Genomic DNA, 15226 nt, shown 5'->3' with positions numbered 1-15226 from the left:
ATCGCTACAGAAGGAAGCCGTACCGCGCGTGCTGTGCCAATGGGAGATTAGTCGGTCCGCCAGAGGATTTCAGCTTCGCCGCGCTCGCTGACGCTGATCCAGCGGTCGGCGTCTTCCACCGATTCTTCTTCCTGCCAACCGCCCGGTGCGCAGCGAATCTCTACACCAAGTGCCTGATAGGCGTCGCGGGCGCAGGCGATATCGTCTTCCCAGGGCGTCGCGTCGCTTTCGAGCAACAGGCTGTGCCACTTTCCCACGGCCTTCGGCAGCCAGGTCAGTGGAATGTTGCCGGCGCTGCACTTGAAGGTTTTACCCTTGGCTTGCCAGGCAGAGCAGCTTCCGACCGCCTGGTTCAGCCACTCAGTGACGGCGTCCTGGCTCGCGTCCCTTATGTAAATTTCGATATCCGGTTGACGCATGGGATGGCCTTGTCTGGCTGATGTTGCAGCCGGTTGATGTTGACTGTTGAAGCCTAGAAGGCTGCATCAGACGCATTGGATCGACCCCAAAGCCGATGCCGTATTCGTTTGGATAACCTGATCAGTTTCGCTGAATCCAGTCATAGCGTATCGCAACCCGTACGTGCAATGGCGCTTGGATGACTGCTGCGCGGCGTTCGGCGCTGGCGCGCCAACCGTGCGGGGTCATCGCCAGTAGATCAGCACGGGCTTGTGGGTCATCCAGTTGCAGCTCGAAGGACAGTGTCCCGCTGTGAGCGAGGTGCATGCCTTCGGGGATCAGCGAAAGATGCTTCTGATCGTCGTAGTCGCGGACTTCGTCGTACAGCAAACCTCGCAATTCCCATAAGTGCTCGCGAGTCGGACCCATGCGCAGCAGGCCGCCGCCGGGTGCTAGCAGACGCCGTGCTTCGGTCCAGTCCAGCGGGCTGAATACACTGGCCAGCAGATCGCAGCTGGCATCAGCCAGTGGCACCCGTGCCATGCTTGCTACGAGCCACTCGATCTGCGGCGCACGCTTACAGGCGCGTTTGACGGCTTCACGGGAAATGTCCAGCGCGTAGCCGTCCGCATCGGGCAAAGCCTGAGCAATCTGCGCTGTGTAATAACCTTCGCCACAGCCGATATCCAGCCAGCGACTCGGTGAGCGTTCGCCTGCCAGCTGTGCCAGTCGCCTCGCCAGCGGCGCGTAGTAACCCCCCTCGAGGAAGCGCCGCCGCGCCTCGACCATGGCCTGGTTGTCGCCCGGGTCGCGGCTGTTCTTGTGCTGCACCGGCAGCAGATTGAGATAGCCCTGGCGGGCCCGATCGAAACGGTGATTGGCCGGGCAGACGACGCCGTTGTCCGCCGCGCGGAGCTCGGCGTGGCAGATAGGACAGGTCAGCATGCGAGCAGGTTGACCAGGGTCTGGTAGTAGATCTCGGTGAGCAGGTCGAGGTCGCTGGCGAGGATATGCTCATCCACCTGATGAATCGTTGCGTTGACCGGGCCCAGCTCGACGACCTGCGCGCCCAAAGTCGCGATGAAACGCCCGTCCGAGGTGCCACCACTGGTGGATGGTGAGGTCTCGCGGCCAGTGACGCTGCGGATTGCCGCAGCCACGCCGTCGAGCAGGTCACCGGGTTCAGTCAGGAAGGGAAGGCCCGAAAGGGCCCAGTCGACGTTCCAGTCGAGACCGTGTTTATCGAGAATCGCCGCAGTGCGTTGCTGCAACCCTTCGACGGTGGATTCGGTGGAAAAACGGAAATTGAACACCGCCTCCAGCGTGCCGGGGATGACGTTGGTGGCGCCTGTGCCCGAATTCAGATTGGAGATCTGGAAGCTGGTCGGCGGGAAGAAGTCATTGCCATCGTCCCAGTGTTCACCTGCCAGTTCGGCCAGTGCCGGTGCCGCCAGATGGATCGGGTTCTTGGCAAGATGCGGGTAAGCCACATGGCCCTGTTGGCCGCGAACCGTAAGCGTGCCACCGAGCGAGCCGCGGCGGCCGTTTTTGACCACGTCGCCGACCAGCGTAGTGCTCGATGGCTCACCAACGATGCACCAGTCAAGCCGCTGGCCGCGCTCACGCAAGCGCTCTACCACAGCCTTTGTGCCGTGGTGCGCAGGGCCTTCCTCGTCGCTGGTGATGAGGAAAGCGATCTGGCCTTTGTGGTTCGGATGCTCAGCGGTAAAGCGCTCGACCGCCACAATCATCGACGCCAGGCTGCCTTTCATGTCGGCAGCGCCACGGCCATGAAGCATGCCGTTTTCGTCGATGCGCGCGGCAAACGGAGGATTCTGCCACGCCTGTATCGGACCGGTAGGGACCACGTCGGTGTGGCCGGCGAAGCACAACACGGGACCTTCGCTGCCACGGATTGCCCAGAAGTTCTCGACGTCCTCAATGTGCATCGGCTCGATAGCAAAGCCGCAGGCGGCGAGGCGCTCACTCATCAGTTGCTGACAACCCTCATCCAGCGGAGTGACCGATGGCCGATTGATCAGCTCGCAGGCGAGTTCGAGGGTCGGTGAGAGGGCGGCGGCGGTCATCACAGCTCCGGGGCAAGGCGGGGAAAGGGCGCCATATTAAATTAAAAAGCATGGCAGCAGCGGGGCGGAAGCAAGCCGTTTTCGAAACGCTTCGGTATGCCTGGCTGGGACGACGTGGGGCTCGGGCCTATAATCGGCAAACGTCTTGTTTGAGGTATGACATGTCTATCGACGATCAACGTTTCGGCGGCATTGCCCGTCTGTACGGCTCCGAGGGGCTGCAGCGTTTAGCGGCTGCACATGTCGCGGTGGTCGGTATCGGCGGGGTCGGCTCTTGGGCGGCCGAAGCGCTGGCGCGCAGTGGCGTCGGTGAAATCAGCCTGTTCGATCTCGATGATGTCTGCATCACCAACACCAATCGGCAGGTCCATGCGCTAGAAGGTGCGGTGGGCAAGCCAAAGGTGGATGAAATGTCGGCGCGGATAAAGGCGATCAACCCGGCGTGTGTGGTTCACGCCGTGGCCGACTTCGTGACTCGCGAAACCATGGCCGAGTACATTACCGAGCAGCTGGATTGCGTCATTGACTGCATCGACAGCGTGCCGGCCAAGGCCGCGCTCATCGCCTGGTGCAAGCGTCGCAAGATCCAGATCATTGCCACTGGCGGCGCGGGCGGACAGGTGGACCCTACCCAGATCCAGGTCGCCGATTTGAACAAAACGTTCAACGACCCCCTCGCGGCGAAAGCGCGTTCGCTATTACGGCGTGAATACAATTTCTCTCGAACCCCTGGGCGTACCTACAGCGTGCCGTGTGTGTTTTCCACCGAACAGCTGCGCTACCCCAAGCCAGATGGTGGCGTCTGTCAAAGCAAAAGCTTCGTCGGTGAAGGGGTGAAGCTCGACTGTGCCGGCGGGTTCGGCGCGTCGATGATGGTGACGGCCAGTTTCGGTCTGGTCGCGGCGGCTAAGGCGGTAGACAAGCTGGTCGCTGGGGCTCGGCGGCCGGCGGAGCGTCTGAAGACCTGATAGCGGCGTTTGTCTGGCCTCTGTTAGCGCCGGTCAGGTAGCCTCTGCCAGCTCACGCATTCTGCCAAGAACGGCGTTCATCCCATTGGCTCGTGATGGCGAAAGCTGCCGTGAGAGGCCAAGCTGGCTGAACCATTCCGCTATGTCGAGCTGCTGTAGCTCGCCGACATTCAGGCCATTGACGCGAACCAGCAGCACGGCAAGCAGCCCACGCAACAGACGCGCGTCGCTGGTGCCGCGGAAATGCCAGTGGTTGTCCTGTCGCGCGCCGACTAGCCAGAGCTTGCTGTCGCATCCGGCAACCAGGTTGAGCGCGTTGCGTTCGGTTTCGCTCAGGGGCTCAAGGCGATCACCCCATTGCATCAACAGCCGTGCACGTTGTTCCCAGCCGGCAGCCAACTGAAAGGCTTGCAGCGTTTCGGCGGCGACTTCGGGAAGCGCGGTCATCGCAGCATTTCCAGTGCCTGATCCAGCGCATCGAAGAATCGCTCCAGATCGAGTCCGTCGTTATACAGCCCGAGCGATACGCGAATCGCACCTTCGATATCCAGTCTTTTCATCAAGGGCTGCGCACAATGGGTGCCGCTGCGTATGGCGATACCTTGTTCGGTCAGCAGGTGGGCCAGATCGCCGTGATGGACGCCATCGACCGTAAAGCTTGCCAGCGCCAGCTGCGGATCGCCGAGCAGTCGCAGGCCTGCCCGCTCGGCCAAACCGGTGCGCAACGCGCTATGCAGGGCGAGCTCGTGCCGGTCAACAGCATCGGCATCCAGTCTCGACAGGTAGTCCAGCGTGGCGCCCAGGCCGATCACACCCCCAATGGGCGGGGTTCCGGCTTCGAAACCCAGTGGGGCCGCGTGGAAGTCGGCATGCTGGAAATCAGCGACACGGACCATTTCCCCGCCGAACTGCCAATGCTTGAGTTTGAGCAACGACTCGCCCCGGCCGTAGAGCGCGCCAACACCTTCCGGGCCGTACAGCTTGTGGCTGGAGAGCACATAGAAATCGCAGTCCAGCGCCTGCAGGTCATGTCGGCCGTGAACCACGCCTTGGGCACCGTCGACTATGCTGAGTGCGCCCTGTGCCTTGGCCATTGGCAGCAACTCGGGCAGTGGCTGCCACGCGCCCAAGACGTTGGATAACTGGCTGACGGCAAGCAGGCGGGTGCGCGGGCCGATCAGGCTGGCTGCTGCCTCGAGGTCGATAATGCCGCGCTCGTCGAGCGGCAGTACGACAAGCTTAGCGGCACGTCGCTTGGCCAATTGCTGCCAAGGCAGCAGATTGGCGTGGTGCTCAAGGGCGCTGACGACGATTTCATCGCCAGCTGAAATCAGATGCTCAAGACCATAGGCCAGTAGATTGAGTGCTTCGGTGGCGCCGCGGGTAAAAACGATTTCGGTCGGACATGCGGCGTTGAGCCAGCGCGCCACCTTGATACGTGAGTCCTCGAATGCGCGGGTCGCCCGTTCTGCCGGTTGGTGTTGGGCTCGATGCACATTGGCGGTGCCACTGGTGTAGTAGCCGGTGAGGGCATCGATCAGTGCCTGCGGCTTCTGCGAAGTGGCAGCGCTGTCCAGATAGGTCTGACCTTGCGCTTCAAGGATAGCCAAGGCGGGAAAATCGGCGCGCCAGGGGGATGTCAGCGGCATGGGGACTCCTGAAAGCAGGACGGGACGCCTGATGGAGGAACTGCGTAAACCAGGCTGGCGAGCTAGCGCCAGCCTGTCTACGTTCTGACGCTGCGTTTAGTTGTGCGCGTGCAGCGCCTCGTTCAGCTCGATCGCAGACTTGTGCGTCTTGCATTCGACCGCACCGCTCAGCGAATTGCGGCGGAATAGCAGATCCGTCTGGCCGGCCAGTTCGCGCGCCTTGACGACCTTGACCAGCTCGCCTTGCTCATCGAGCAGGTTCACCTTGGTACCGGCTGTGATGTAGAGGCCGGATTCCACGGTGTTGCGGTCGCCCAACGGAATGCCGATCCCCGCGTTTGCGCCGATCAGGCAGCCTTCGCCGACCGAAATGACGATGTTGCCGCCACCGGACAGGGTGCCCATGGTCGAGCAGCCGCCGCCCAGATCCGAGCCCTTGCCGACGAACACGCCAGCGGAGACACGGCCTTCGATCATGCCCGGGCCTTCAGTGCCAGCGTTGAAGTTGATGAAGCCTTCATGCATCACCGTGGTGCCTTGACCGACGTAGGCGCCGAGGCGGATACGCGCGCTGTCGGCGATACGAACACCGGCCGGCACCACGTAGTCGGTCATCTTCGGGAATTTGTCGACCGAGACGACTTCCAGCAGGTAGCCCTTCAGGCGCGCTTCCAGCTGGCGCTCGGCCAGCTCGGCCAGATCGACGGCACCCTGATTGGTCCAGGCGACGTTAGGCAGTAGCGGGAAGATGCCAGTGAGATTCAAGCCGTGCGGCTTGACCAGGCGATGGGAAATCAAATGCAGCTTGAGATAGGCCTCAGGGGTGGAGGTCAGTGCTGCATCCTCGGCGAGCAAGGTCACGACCAACGGGCGCTGGCTTTCGGCAAGGCGGGTCAACAATGCATGTTGAGCGGTGTCGAGCGGCTTGATGGCATCGGCTAGTTGAGCCGCCTGGGTGGTATTGATGGTGACAGCCTGATTGCCACCTTCATAATTCAGCAGCGGCGCAATGGCGGCGACCAGCTCGCCGCTCGGGTGCAGCAGTGGCTGCGCATAGAAAACTTCCAGCCAGCTGCCCTGGCGGTTCTGGGTGCCGACGCCAAACGCCAGGCTGAAGAGGGAATTGCTCATAGGGGGAGTCCTTTATCAGTCGCGCTCGTCTCGGCGAGCGGGTCTCAGTTCTTGGCTGCCAGCTCGGCAGCATAGGTGTCTGGCTTGAAGCCAACGAGCGTCTTGTGGCCCAGATCCAGAATTGGACGCTTGATCATCGACGGCTGGGCCAGCATCAGTTCGATGGCCTTTGCCTGGTCAAGATCGGCTTTCTGCTCATCGTCCAGCTTGCGGAAGGTCGTGCCGGCACGGTTGAGTACGATCTGCCAACCATGTTCATTGCACCAGGCTTCCAGGTGGGCGCGGTCGATGCCAGCGCTCTTGTAGTCATGAAATTCATAGCTTAGCCCCTGCTGGTCGAGCCAGGTACGGGCTTTTTTCATGGTGTCGCACGCCTTGATGCCGTACAGGCAGCGTCCTTTGCTTTTATCGGGCATAACAGCTCCGCATTCTCCGGCCAAACTGGGCCGCGGATTATGCCACGATGAGACGAAGCCTGCCGTCCGTGGCGCGAAGCCGGCCTGACCTCCCTGTCGCATGCGCTTGCCACCCGAGTAAAGAGGTTCGACCTTTTCCCCCCAAGATGTTGTCCATTGATCACAATCGTAACGATGAGGTCATGTATGGCACGCAAGCATTTCGAGAACCACGAGGCCATTTCATCCGCCGTTCCTGCTGACGACGGGTTCGAGGCGGTGATCGCCATCAAGCGTCGCGGCACGGACGAAAATGCACATGTTTTCAAAGTCGCTAACGGGCGCCGTTACGACCTCGCGTCCGAGGCTGACGTGGCCGCGGAGGCAGCGCTGACCAAGGTCAGGGAGGTCAGCGATGAAGGTGAGCTGATCTGGGAAGAAAATGCGATCTGACGGGAGGGTGTCATGAGCGAATCGGAAAAGCCGAACACGGACGAGCAGGGTAAGCAGAATGAAAGCACGAAGGCTGACGTTCCCGAACACATGAAGCCGGAGAATCTGGAGAAGCTGCGCGACTATGGCAAAGACATGATTCCGCCAGGTGTCGCCTGACGCGCTGAGCCGGACGCCATGGCGTCCGGCTATGACGTCAAAGCGTCGTGATGAACGCGCGGATTCGCTCCGCGGCCTCGACGCAATCCTCCAGCGGCGCCACAAGCGCCATGCGCACACGGCCCGTTCCTGGGCTGACGCCGTCTACCTCGCGTGACAGGTAGGACCCCGGGACCACCGTGACGTGCTCGCATGCATACAGCTCGCGGGTGAAAAGCTGGTCGTCCACTGGCGTCTTCGGCCACAGATAGAAGCCGCCGTCCGGTCGCTGCACGTCCATCACCGGCGAGAGGATCTCCAGCATCGCGTCGAATTTCTCCCGGTACAGCTGCCGATTGGCCTGCACATGAACCTCATCGTTCCAAGCCGCGATGCTAGCCAGTTGGGTTTGCACTGGCATGGCGCAGCCGTGGTAGGTGCGGTACAGCAAAAACGCTTTGAGAATGTCGGCATCGCCCGCGACAAACCCGGAGCGCAGCCCCGGCAGGTTCGAGCGTTTGGAAAGACTGTGAAAGACCACGCAGCGCTTGAAATCGTTGCGCCCGAGCGCTGCGCATGCAGTCAACAGCCCAGCGGGCGGTTGGTCTTCGTCGAAATACAGCTCGCTGTAGCATTCGTCGGCCGCGATGACGAAATCGAATTCGTCCGCTAATGCGATCAGCTTCTTCAGCGTTTCAAGCGGGACCAGGGCGCCGGTCGGGTTCCCCGGGGAGCAGAGGAAAAGGATCTGCGTCTGCTGCCAGACCTCTGGCGAAACCGCGTCGAAGTCTGGATTGAAGCCATTTTCGGCAGTGCAAGGCAAATAATGCGGCGTGGCGCCGGCCAGAAGTGCCGCACCTTCGTAGATCTGATAGAAGGGGTTGGGGCTGACCACCAGCGCGCCCTGTTCGCGGTTGACCACGGCTTGGGTGAAGGCGAACAGCGCTTCACGGGTGCCGTTGACCGGCAATACATGCCGTGCTGGGTCGACTGAGCCTTGAGTCACACCAAAGCGTCGTTCGCACCAGCGGGCGATCGACTCGCGCAACGCCGGGATGCCCTGCGTGGTGGGGTACACCGCAAGCTGGTCAAGGTTGTCGGCCAGTGCTTGAGCGACGAAATCCGGCGAACGGTGTTTCGGCTCTCCGATCGACAGCGCGATTGGGCGCTTGTCTGCTGGCGGCTGCGCACCGGCAAGCAGGCCGCGCAGTTTTTCGAAAGGATAGGGCTGCAACAGGGTCAAGGCGTCATTCATGGTCAGGTCTTCGAAACGTCGAGAGGCGCCAGGCTGCGCCTCGATTGATTCAGTCTTGGCGGGCGCCGCCGTAGTAGGCGCAGCCGCGTAAGGTCTGGCCGTCCAGGCGTAGCTCGGCAGTCAGATGGCTGACTGCGCCGGTTGCGCTGTCCAGGCAGCGTTGCGGTGCTACCCACAGATCGAGGCGCTGATCGTTGGCCTCGGTACTGAAGCTGGTCTGCCCGCTGGGCAGTTGCTCTTCCAGATAGGGCAAGGCCAAGGCCGGTTGGCCGGGACGTTCAAGGAGCAAGCCGCCGCTGGTGATCTTCACGCTCCAGCCTGGCTCGTGACCTGTCGCGCGCAGAAGCAACCGGTTGAAAGTGTCGTCGCTGCACCCCGGCCCCTCTGTCTGCAGGCGATACACCTGAGTCAGCTGAAACTGGTCGCTATCGCCACTTTGGGTGATCAAACTGCCACGGATGTCGGCAAATAAAGGCTGGTTGCTTCCGGCCATCAGCGCCTGTGCATCGTCGGGCAGTCCTGTCGCGCCGCTGTCGAGCAACGCGAGGTTGCGTCGGCCCTGGCAGCTGCTGAACTGCAATCTGCCGTCCTGCTGGGTGATGGTGCCCTGCAGTCGCTCGGTCGGTCGCGCCGGAGGCTGGTCGTCCCATTGCAGTGACTGACACCCGGCAAAAACCGGTAGGAGACTGAGCAGTAAAGCGCGGGGTGCGATCATGGGCGGGCTCGAATTCAGGCGGGGCAATGCTGCGCCAGTGGGGCTGGCGCAGATGGGTCAGCTACCTTTGACGGGTCGGCCGTCGACGGTGCCTTCTTCGAGCATGATCTGGTACTCCTTGCCGTCCTTTTCGACCTGATGCAAGCGGACCAGCATGTAGTCCCAATTCTTCGCGAACCAGAGGATGGTCTGTCGCTTGCTCTGCGTCGGATCGCGCACGCGCTCGACCTTGATCGCATCGACCTGACCGGCCTTCGTGCTGACTTTTTCCTCACCTAGGACGCGGAAATCGTAGGTTTCGATCTCGTCGCCATCTACGACCTGATAGCTCATGCTCTTCTCGCCCGCTGCAACCGCGTGCTGAAGAGCGATCTGATAGGTGGATTTGTCCAGCAGGCCGCGATTCAGCGGAAGCTTCACCGGGTCACCACGGTCTTCTCCGACTACCTGCTTGGCTTGCCAGTCAAAGTCGTGCTTGATGGATTTGCCCTTGCCCAGCCCGCTGCGTTTGAGTCGGTATTTCTGTGGTAGGAAGGTCTCGCCTTCGACTGTGAAAACGCTGCGCTCATTGAAGCTGGCGACCAGCATCGAGGCTTCGAAATCCAGCTCCCAGGTATTGTCATCGCGTTTTTCCAGGCTGCGCTGGGCTGTGCCACTGACAGGTACCTGTTTCCAGTCCGCGGTGTAGCTAGCGGAGAAAGGCTTCAGCTCAAGAGCCTGGACCGGCAGGGCCAGCACGGCGAGGGCGAGCAGCAAGGCACGACGCATAATGTCTCCTAAATTCTTAATAGATGGCCGGTGGCCGGCAACAGCATGTCGTCCAGCATCGCGCCTTGCTTGGCAAGGCGCAAGCGGCCCTCGGCGAACCAGCGAACAGCCAACGGATAGATGATGTGCTCGGCTGTATGCACTCTATCGGTCAGCTTGTCGATGCTTTCGTTGGGTTCAATCTTTAAGCAGGCCTGTATGACCACAGGGCCGCCGTCGAGCTCTTCGGTAACGAAGTGCACGCTGCAACCATGTTCCAGGTCACCGGCGTCGAGTGCCCGGCGGTGGGTATCCAGTCCCTTGTATTTCGGTAGCAGGGACGGATGGATATTGAGCAGCCGACCCTGGTAATGGCGAACGAAGCCTGCGGTGAGAATGCGCATGAAGCCGGCTAGCACCACCAGCTGCGGCTGGTATGTGTCGATGATTTCCATCAGAGCCGCATCGAATGCTTCGCGATCAGCAAAATCCTTGTGCTGCACAACGTGCGTATCGATGTCGGCCGCTTGCGCACGCTGCAGGCCGAAGGCCTCTGCACGGTTCGAAACCACCGCGCGGATACGCGCGGGGCTGTTGTCTTCGTCGAGGCTGTCGATCAGAGCCTGGAGATTGCTGCCAGACCCAGAGATCAGCACGACGACATTACAAGGTGCGTGCATTACTGGGTTTTCAGGTTGTTCAGCAGGACGCGTTCAGCACCTTCGTCAGCTGTTCCAATTTCGCCGATGACCCAGGGGTTTTCGCCGGAGGTGCGTAGATTGGCGAGCACGGCTTCGACCTGATCCTGGGCGACACAGATCACCATGCCGACGCCACAGTTCAGCACGCGATGCATTTCATGCTCATCGACATTACCTTGCTGCTGCAGCCAATTGAAAACAGCCGGACGCTGCCAGCTGGCGACATCTATTACCGCCTGGCTGCCTTCGGGCAGAACGCGTGGGATGTTGTCCAGCAGACCGCCACCGGTGATGTGCGCCATCGCTTTCACCGCACCGGTTTCCTTGATCAGCTTGAGTAGTGGCTTCACGTAGATACGTGTCGGCGCCATCAACAATTCGGTGAGCGGCTTGCCGTCGAGTTGTGTGGTTTCGATATCGGTGCCGGCTACCTCGATGATCTTGCGGATCAGCGAATAGCCGTTGGAATGGGGGCCGGACGACGGAAGGGCAATCAGAGCATCGCCGGCGGCTACTTGTGAGCCGTCGATAATTTCGCTTTTTTCCACGACGCCGACACAAAAACCGGCCAGGTCGTAATCTTCGCCTTCGTACATGCCGGGCATCTCGGCGGTTTCGCCGCCCACCAGCGAGCAACCGGCCAGTTCGCAGCCTGCCCCGATACCCGTTACAACCGTTGCGGCGATGTCGACGTTGAGCTTGCCGGTAGCGTAATAGTCAAGAAAGAACAATGGCTCGGCACCGCAGACCACCAGGTCGTTGACGCACATGGCGACCAGATCCTGGCCAATGCTGTCGTGCTGGTTGAGGTTCAATGCCAAGCGCAGCTTGGTGCCGACGCCGTCGGTGCCCGAAACCAGAACGGGCTGCTTGTAACCGGCCGGAATTTCACAGAGCGCGCCAAAGCCGCCCAGGCCACCCATGACCTCAGGACGGGCGGTGCGCTTGGCCACGCCTTTGATGCGTTCGACCAGCGCTTCGCCTGCATCGATGTCGACACCGGCGTCCTTGTAGCTGATGGAGGGTTGCTTGCTCATAAGAATCCGGACCTGTGAAGGGAAGTGCGGGGGCGACCGGGTCAGAATCAGGTTTCTGTCGCGACGCTGCGAGGGCGCCGGACCGGTCTGCGGAAAGCGCGCGATTTTATCAGGCTTGCCGCACAGCGACCATCCCGTGATCGGTGATGTCGATTAGGTTTGCCAGGGACACGCGAGATTTTCCGCGGCGCGATACGCAGGCTGTCACTGCTGCGGTTGCCCCGAGTTAGGTGCCTGTTTAAGGTATAACGCTTGATCATTCCGAACCCGGTCGCCGCAAGGGGCCGGCAGGCCCTCATGACTGGTTAGCCAGCGAGTTTCTAAAATATGCGCGTAACTTCCCGTCTTCTCGCACTGTGCTGCGCAGTTGTGTCCGCACATGGCATGGCGGCACCCGTCAGCGATCTCTACAAAGTGCGTGAGCCGGTTGCCAGCCAACAACCAGCCGAGCGCGAAGAGGCGCTACGAAACGCCTTCGATACGCTGGTGCTGCGTCTGACCGGCGACACCAGCACTGATCAAAACTCCGTTGCGCAATTGCGCAACGATCCGCAGCAATTGGTGAGCCGCTATGCCTATGAGGGCGACGCAGTCATCGTTAACTTCGATCCGGTGACTACCGAGCGTGCGCTGCGGTCAGCGGGGCTTTCATTATGGGGCGCTGAGCGCCCGAGCATCCTGACCTGGTGGCTGGGCGAGTCGGCTAACGGCTCGCAGCTCGTTGGCGATGCGCAGGAGGGCTCATCCGACTTACGGGCGGCCGCCCAGCATCGTGGCCTGCCGTTGCGTTTGCCGTTGGCCGATCTGAGTGAGCAGCTCGTGGCCACCCCCGAGACCGTCACAACGAAGGATCCACAGGCGCTTCGCGATGTGTCGGAGCGGTACGATGCAGATGGGCTGCTAACCGTCATGGCTAATCAGTCCGGCGAAACCTGGCAAGCCAACTGGCGTCTCTGGGTTGGCGACAAACAGACGCAGGGCAAGGCGAGTGGCGACACCCGATCCGCGCTGGCCGATGAGGTCATGCTTGCCGTAAGCACATTCCTGGCGCCGCAGTACCGCGTTAAGCCCGGCGACAGAACGGAGATCACGCTAGAGGTGCTTGGGGCTGACGTGGAGCGTTTCGCCGAGCTAGATCGCCTGCTTGAACCCTTCGGCGCACGCTTGCAGCGGGTCGAAAGCGATCGGCTGGTGTATCGCCTCAGCGCTAGTCCAGAGCAACTGCGGGCTCAGCTAGCCTTGGCGCGGCTGCAGGAAGTCGCTCCCGATGAAATTGGCATGCAAGCGATAGACGCCGCTGGCGCCGATGCTGACGTCGAGCCTATCGGCGACAGTAACGTGTCGGCCGGCGACGCTGAAGCGCAGCCAAGCAATGCCCAATCTCCTCTCGACGAGCCGGGCGCACCGGCAAGCGAGCAATCCGAGCCGGCAGATCAGGGTACGTTGCTGCGCTACCGTTGGTAGCGTTTATCCGCCCGACAGTAAGTCGGAGTGGGCTTTGCGACCCATGGCATTCATCGATTCACGGTTTCCCCTTTCGCCTGCTGTAGCCAGCGGCCTCTGATCACCCAAACAAGACGTTTAGAACATGACCATCACCCACAACAACCGCTGGCTATGGCTGGTGGCGCTGTTTTTGATTGGCTGGTTGATCTATCAGCTATCACCCATCCTTTCGCCTTTTCTGGTCGGCATCCTGCTGGCTTATCTGGGCGACCCACTGGTAGACCGGCTGGAGCGTTGGAAGCTGTCCCGAACCTGGGGTGTGATTCTGGTTTTCTCACTGTTCACACTGCTGTGTCTGTTGCTGCTGCTGGTGTTGGTTCCGATGCTCGGCAAGCAGCTGATGCATCTCTACGAGCTTGCACCGCTGGGCCTGGACTGGCTGCAGCTGACGGCGCTGCCCTGGGTGCAAGCGCGGTTTGGCCTCGACGACGATTTCTGGCGCGTCGATCAGCTCAAGAGCGCGTTTTCCGCCAATCTCGGCAGCACCAAGGACGTGGTAGCGATCATCCTCAGTCAGGCTACGGCGTCGAGCATCGCCTTGCTGGCCTGGTTGGCGAATCTCCTGCTGGTGCCGGTGGTGTGTTTCTATTTACTGCGGGATTGGGACCTGATCATGGCCAAACTGCGCACGCTTCTACCGCGGCGGCGCGAGGATACTGTCATGGCGCTGATGCGCGAATGCCACGAGGTCATCGGCGCGTTTCTGCGTGGTCAGCTGCTGGTTATGTTGGCGCTGGCTGTCGTCTATTCCGCTGGTCTCATGTTGGTCGGTGTCGAATTGGGGCTGTTGATCGGAGTCTTGGCTGGCCTCGCCAGCATCGTGCCGTACATGGGGTTCGTGGTGGGCATAGGCGCAGCAGTGATTGCCGTGCTGTTCCAGTTTGGTCTGGAGCTCTATCCCCTGCTGGGCGTCGCGGCGGTGTTCACAGTAGGGCAGATGATGGAAGGCATGCTGCTAACCCCGCTGTTGGTGGGTGACCGTATCGGCCTACACCCCGTTGCGGTGATCTTCGCGGTGCTGGCTGGGGGGCAACTGTTTGGTTTTACCGGCGTGCTCCTGGCATTGCCAGTTGCGGCGGTGATCATGGTCCTGCTGCGCCATGTGCATGATCTCTATAAACTCTCGGATCTTTATGCAGAGCCGCCGGCCGACCCACCCCGCCAACCATGAAACCCATTCAGCTACCCCTGGGCATTCGTCTTCGTGACGATGCCACCTTTGCCAACTTCTACCCGGGCGCCAATGCGGCCGCGCTTGGCTATGTCGAGCGAGTCTGTTCGCCTGCGGCTGGTTGGTCCGATGAATTGATCTATCTGTGGGGCGGTACTGGCGTCGGGCGCAGTCATTTGCTTCAGGCCGCCTGCTTGCGCGTCGAGCAACGTGGTGAACTGGCCGTGTATCTGCCGTTGGCGGAAGTGGCGGAATACGGCCCGGCGCTTCTGGATGATCTGGAACAGAGCGAGCTGGTCTGTCTGGATGATCTGGATGCCATAGCGGGCGATCCGGTCTGGGAAGAAGCCTTGTTCCATCTGTTCAATCGGCTTCGCGACAGTGGTCGACGCCTGTTGCTCGCCGCCGATGCCTCTCCGCGAGAAATCGCTGTACGGCTTCCAGACCTCAAGTCCCGTTTGAGTCTATCGCTGGTGTTTCAACTTCAGGAACTCTCGGATGAGGACAAGCTGCGCGCCTTGCAGCTTCGAGCATCGCGCCGCGGTCTGAACCTGCCGGACGATGTAGGCCGCTTCATCCTCACTCGCGGTGCCCGCAGCATGAGCGCATTGTTCGAGTTGCTCGACCGGCTCGATCAGGCCTCCCTCCAGGCGCAACGCAAACTGACCATCCCGTTTCTCAAGGAAACGCTTGGCTGGTAGGAACGCTGGCAGCAGGCTGTTGAGTTCGGCCCGGCTTTGCAGGTCAGCACGGCCAAGCTGAACCGAAACGTCGTCATGCGGCTCACCCGAGAGTAGGTTGAACTGCTGGAGTAGGGTGGGCTTCAGCCCACCGACGCTGTCCAACGTTACCTGAGAACCTGGCACCTCGCCTC

General features: G+C 61.1%; 18 protein-coding genes. 6 read left to right on the top strand and 12 right to left on the bottom strand.

The features are described from left to right. Nucleotides 1-47 precede the first annotated feature (47 nt). The 3 genes from RT21_RS05580 to dapE all read right to left on the bottom strand — a co-directional run bounded on the left by RT21_RS05580 (nt 48) and on the right by dapE (nt 2486). On the bottom strand, nt 48-419 hold the full coding sequence (locus tag RT21_RS05580) for a hypothetical protein (RefSeq protein ID WP_046161953.1): 372 nt from the start codon (nt 417-419) through the stop codon (nt 48-50). A 121-nt stretch (nt 420-540) separates the two neighbouring features. Further along, on the bottom strand, nt 541-1344 hold the full coding sequence (locus RT21_RS05575) for a putative RNA methyltransferase (RefSeq protein ID WP_046161952.1): 804 nt from the start codon (nt 1342-1344) through the stop codon (nt 541-543). Continuing rightward, a complete protein-coding gene (gene dapE / locus RT21_RS05570; RefSeq protein WP_046161951.1) occupies nt 1338-2486 on the bottom strand; it encodes a succinyl-diaminopimelate desuccinylase in 1149 nt (382 codons plus the stop codon). Before dapE ends, RT21_RS05575 begins: the two co-directional genes overlap by 7 nt. A 161-nt stretch (nt 2487-2647) precedes the next feature. On the opposite strand from dapE, the gene tcdA reads away from it, so the two are divergent. Beyond that, a complete protein-coding gene (gene tcdA / locus RT21_RS05565) occupies nt 2648-3454 on the top strand; it encodes a tRNA cyclic N6-threonylcarbamoyladenosine(37) synthase TcdA (RefSeq protein WP_045428791.1) in 807 nt (268 codons plus the stop codon). 33 nt (nt 3455-3487) lie between these two features. On the opposite strand, the gene RT21_RS05560 is transcribed toward tcdA, so the two are convergent. The 4 genes from RT21_RS05560 to RT21_RS05545 form a co-directional block, all read right to left on the bottom strand. Then, nucleotides 3488-3901, bottom strand: a complete 414-nt coding sequence (locus tag RT21_RS05560) for a SufE family protein (protein WP_046161950.1) — start codon at nt 3899-3901, stop codon at nt 3488-3490. Beyond that, nucleotides 3898-5103: an aminotransferase class V-fold PLP-dependent enzyme gene (locus RT21_RS05555; protein ID WP_046161949.1), complete on the bottom strand. Its 1206-nt coding sequence runs from the start codon at nt 5101-5103 to the stop codon at nt 3898-3900. Before RT21_RS05555 ends, RT21_RS05560 begins: the two co-directional genes overlap by 4 nt. Nucleotides 5104-5199: 96 nt before the next feature. Then, nucleotides 5200-6234: a 2,3,4,5-tetrahydropyridine-2,6-dicarboxylate N-succinyltransferase gene (gene dapD, locus RT21_RS05550; RefSeq protein WP_046161948.1), complete on the bottom strand. Its 1035-nt coding sequence runs from the start codon at nt 6232-6234 to the stop codon at nt 5200-5202. A 44-nt stretch (nt 6235-6278) separates the two neighbouring features. Continuing rightward, the gene (locus tag RT21_RS05545; RefSeq protein WP_046161947.1) at nt 6279-6650 is read right to left on the bottom strand and encodes an ArsC family reductase; all 372 of its coding nucleotides are present in this window, start codon (nt 6648-6650) and stop codon (nt 6279-6281) included. 186 nt (nt 6651-6836) lie between these two features. Between RT21_RS05545 and RT21_RS05540 the strand changes: the two genes are divergently transcribed. Beyond that, the gene (locus tag RT21_RS05540; protein ID WP_046161946.1) at nt 6837-7082 is read left to right on the top strand and encodes a hypothetical protein; all 246 of its coding nucleotides are present in this window, start codon (nt 6837-6839) and stop codon (nt 7080-7082) included. A 12-nt stretch (nt 7083-7094) separates the two neighbouring features. Beyond that, a complete protein-coding gene (locus RT21_RS23765; RefSeq protein ID WP_177327059.1) occupies nt 7095-7241 on the top strand; it encodes a hypothetical protein in 147 nt (48 codons plus the stop codon). Nucleotides 7242-7278: 37 nt separating this feature from the next. On the opposite strand, the gene dapC is transcribed toward RT21_RS23765, so the two are convergent. From dapC to purM, 5 genes are read right to left on the bottom strand one after another with little or no spacing between them, the layout of a single operon-like run. Next, the gene (dapC, locus tag RT21_RS05535) at nt 7279-8475 is read right to left on the bottom strand and encodes a succinyldiaminopimelate transaminase (protein WP_046161945.1); all 1197 of its coding nucleotides are present in this window, start codon (nt 8473-8475) and stop codon (nt 7279-7281) included. 49 nt (nt 8476-8524) lie between these two features. Continuing rightward, nucleotides 8525-9190 carry a COG3650 family protein gene (locus tag RT21_RS05530; RefSeq protein ID WP_046161944.1) on the bottom strand — a complete coding sequence of 222 codons (666 nt, stop codon included), beginning with the start codon at nt 9188-9190 and terminating at the stop codon, nt 8525-8527. A 57-nt stretch (nt 9191-9247) separates the two neighbouring features. Further along, a complete protein-coding gene (locus RT21_RS05525; RefSeq protein ID WP_045428774.1) occupies nt 9248-9958 on the bottom strand; it encodes a DUF3108 domain-containing protein in 711 nt (236 codons plus the stop codon). Nucleotides 9959-9966: 8 nt separating this feature from the next. Continuing rightward, nucleotides 9967-10617 carry a phosphoribosylglycinamide formyltransferase gene (gene purN, locus RT21_RS05520; RefSeq protein WP_046161943.1) on the bottom strand — a complete coding sequence of 217 codons (651 nt, stop codon included), beginning with the start codon at nt 10615-10617 and terminating at the stop codon, nt 9967-9969. After that, nucleotides 10617-11675 (bottom strand): phosphoribosylformylglycinamidine cyclo-ligase, encoded by a 1059-nt coding sequence (purM, locus tag RT21_RS05515; protein WP_046161942.1) that lies wholly within the window; start codon nt 11673-11675, stop codon nt 10617-10619. The genes purN and purM overlap by 1 nt, the downstream gene beginning before the upstream one ends. A 327-nt stretch (nt 11676-12002) precedes the next feature. Here purM and RT21_RS05510 point away from each other — a divergent pair, with 327 nt between their 5' ends. The 3 genes from RT21_RS05510 to hda all read left to right on the top strand — a co-directional run bounded on the left by RT21_RS05510 (nt 12003) and on the right by hda (nt 15053). Further along, nucleotides 12003-13139 (top strand): DUF2066 domain-containing protein, encoded by a 1137-nt coding sequence (locus RT21_RS05510; RefSeq protein ID WP_046161941.1) that lies wholly within the window; start codon nt 12003-12005, stop codon nt 13137-13139. A 124-nt stretch (nt 13140-13263) separates the two neighbouring features. Beyond that, a complete protein-coding gene (locus tag RT21_RS05505; RefSeq protein ID WP_046161940.1) occupies nt 13264-14352 on the top strand; it encodes an AI-2E family transporter in 1089 nt (362 codons plus the stop codon). After that, nucleotides 14349-15053 (top strand): DnaA regulatory inactivator Hda, encoded by a 705-nt coding sequence (gene hda, locus RT21_RS05500; RefSeq protein ID WP_046161939.1) that lies wholly within the window; start codon nt 14349-14351, stop codon nt 15051-15053. The genes RT21_RS05505 and hda overlap by 4 nt, the downstream gene beginning before the upstream one ends. Nucleotides 15054-15226: the final 173 nt, after the last annotated feature.

The sequence above is a fragment of the Pseudomonas sp. 10B238 genome (assembly GCF_000970615.1).
Classification (GTDB): Bacteria; Pseudomonadota; Gammaproteobacteria; order Pseudomonadales; family Pseudomonadaceae; genus Stutzerimonas.
Note: the sequence above shows the minus strand (reverse complement) of the source record. Positions and strands in the feature narration are given on the sequence as shown.

Coding starts and splice junctions, on each gene's coding strand:
- purN (WP_046161943.1), bottom strand. CDS start 10,617: ATGCACGCACCTTGTAATGTCGTCGTGCTGATCTCTGGGTCTGGCAGC.
- RT21_RS05525 (WP_045428774.1), bottom strand. CDS start 9,958: ATGCGTCGTGCCTTGCTGCTCGCCCTCGCCGTGCTGGCCCTGCCGGTC.
- RT21_RS23765 (WP_177327059.1), top strand. CDS start 7,095: ATGAGCGAATCGGAAAAGCCGAACACGGACGAGCAGGGTAAGCAGAAT.
- dapC (WP_046161945.1), bottom strand. CDS start 8,475: ATGAATGACGCCTTGACCCTGTTGCAGCCCTATCCTTTCGAAAAACTG.
- purM (WP_046161942.1), bottom strand. CDS start 11,675: ATGAGCAAGCAACCCTCCATCAGCTACAAGGACGCCGGTGTCGACATC.
- RT21_RS05575 (WP_046161952.1), bottom strand. CDS start 1,344: ATGCTGACCTGTCCTATCTGCCACGCCGAGCTCCGCGCGGCGGACAAC.
- tcdA (WP_045428791.1), top strand. CDS start 2,648: ATGTCTATCGACGATCAACGTTTCGGCGGCATTGCCCGTCTGTACGGC.
- RT21_RS05510 (WP_046161941.1), top strand. CDS start 12,003: ATGCGCGTAACTTCCCGTCTTCTCGCACTGTGCTGCGCAGTTGTGTCC.
- RT21_RS05540 (WP_046161946.1), top strand. CDS start 6,837: ATGGCACGCAAGCATTTCGAGAACCACGAGGCCATTTCATCCGCCGTT.
- RT21_RS05580 (WP_046161953.1), bottom strand. CDS start 419: ATGCGTCAACCGGATATCGAAATTTACATAAGGGACGCGAGCCAGGAC.
- RT21_RS05545 (WP_046161947.1), bottom strand. CDS start 6,650: ATGCCCGATAAAAGCAAAGGACGCTGCCTGTACGGCATCAAGGCGTGC.
- RT21_RS05505 (WP_046161940.1), top strand. CDS start 13,264: ATGACCATCACCCACAACAACCGCTGGCTATGGCTGGTGGCGCTGTTT.
- RT21_RS05530 (WP_046161944.1), bottom strand. CDS start 9,190: ATGATCGCACCCCGCGCTTTACTGCTCAGTCTCCTACCGGTTTTTGCC.
- dapD (WP_046161948.1), bottom strand. CDS start 6,234: ATGAGCAATTCCCTCTTCAGCCTGGCGTTTGGCGTCGGCACCCAGAAC.
- dapE (WP_046161951.1), bottom strand. CDS start 2,486: ATGACCGCCGCCGCCCTCTCACCGACCCTCGAACTCGCCTGCGAGCTG.
- hda (WP_046161939.1), top strand. CDS start 14,349: ATGAAACCCATTCAGCTACCCCTGGGCATTCGTCTTCGTGACGATGCC.
- RT21_RS05560 (WP_046161950.1), bottom strand. CDS start 3,901: ATGACCGCGCTTCCCGAAGTCGCCGCCGAAACGCTGCAAGCCTTTCAG.
- RT21_RS05555 (WP_046161949.1), bottom strand. CDS start 5,103: ATGCCGCTGACATCCCCCTGGCGCGCCGATTTTCCCGCCTTGGCTATC.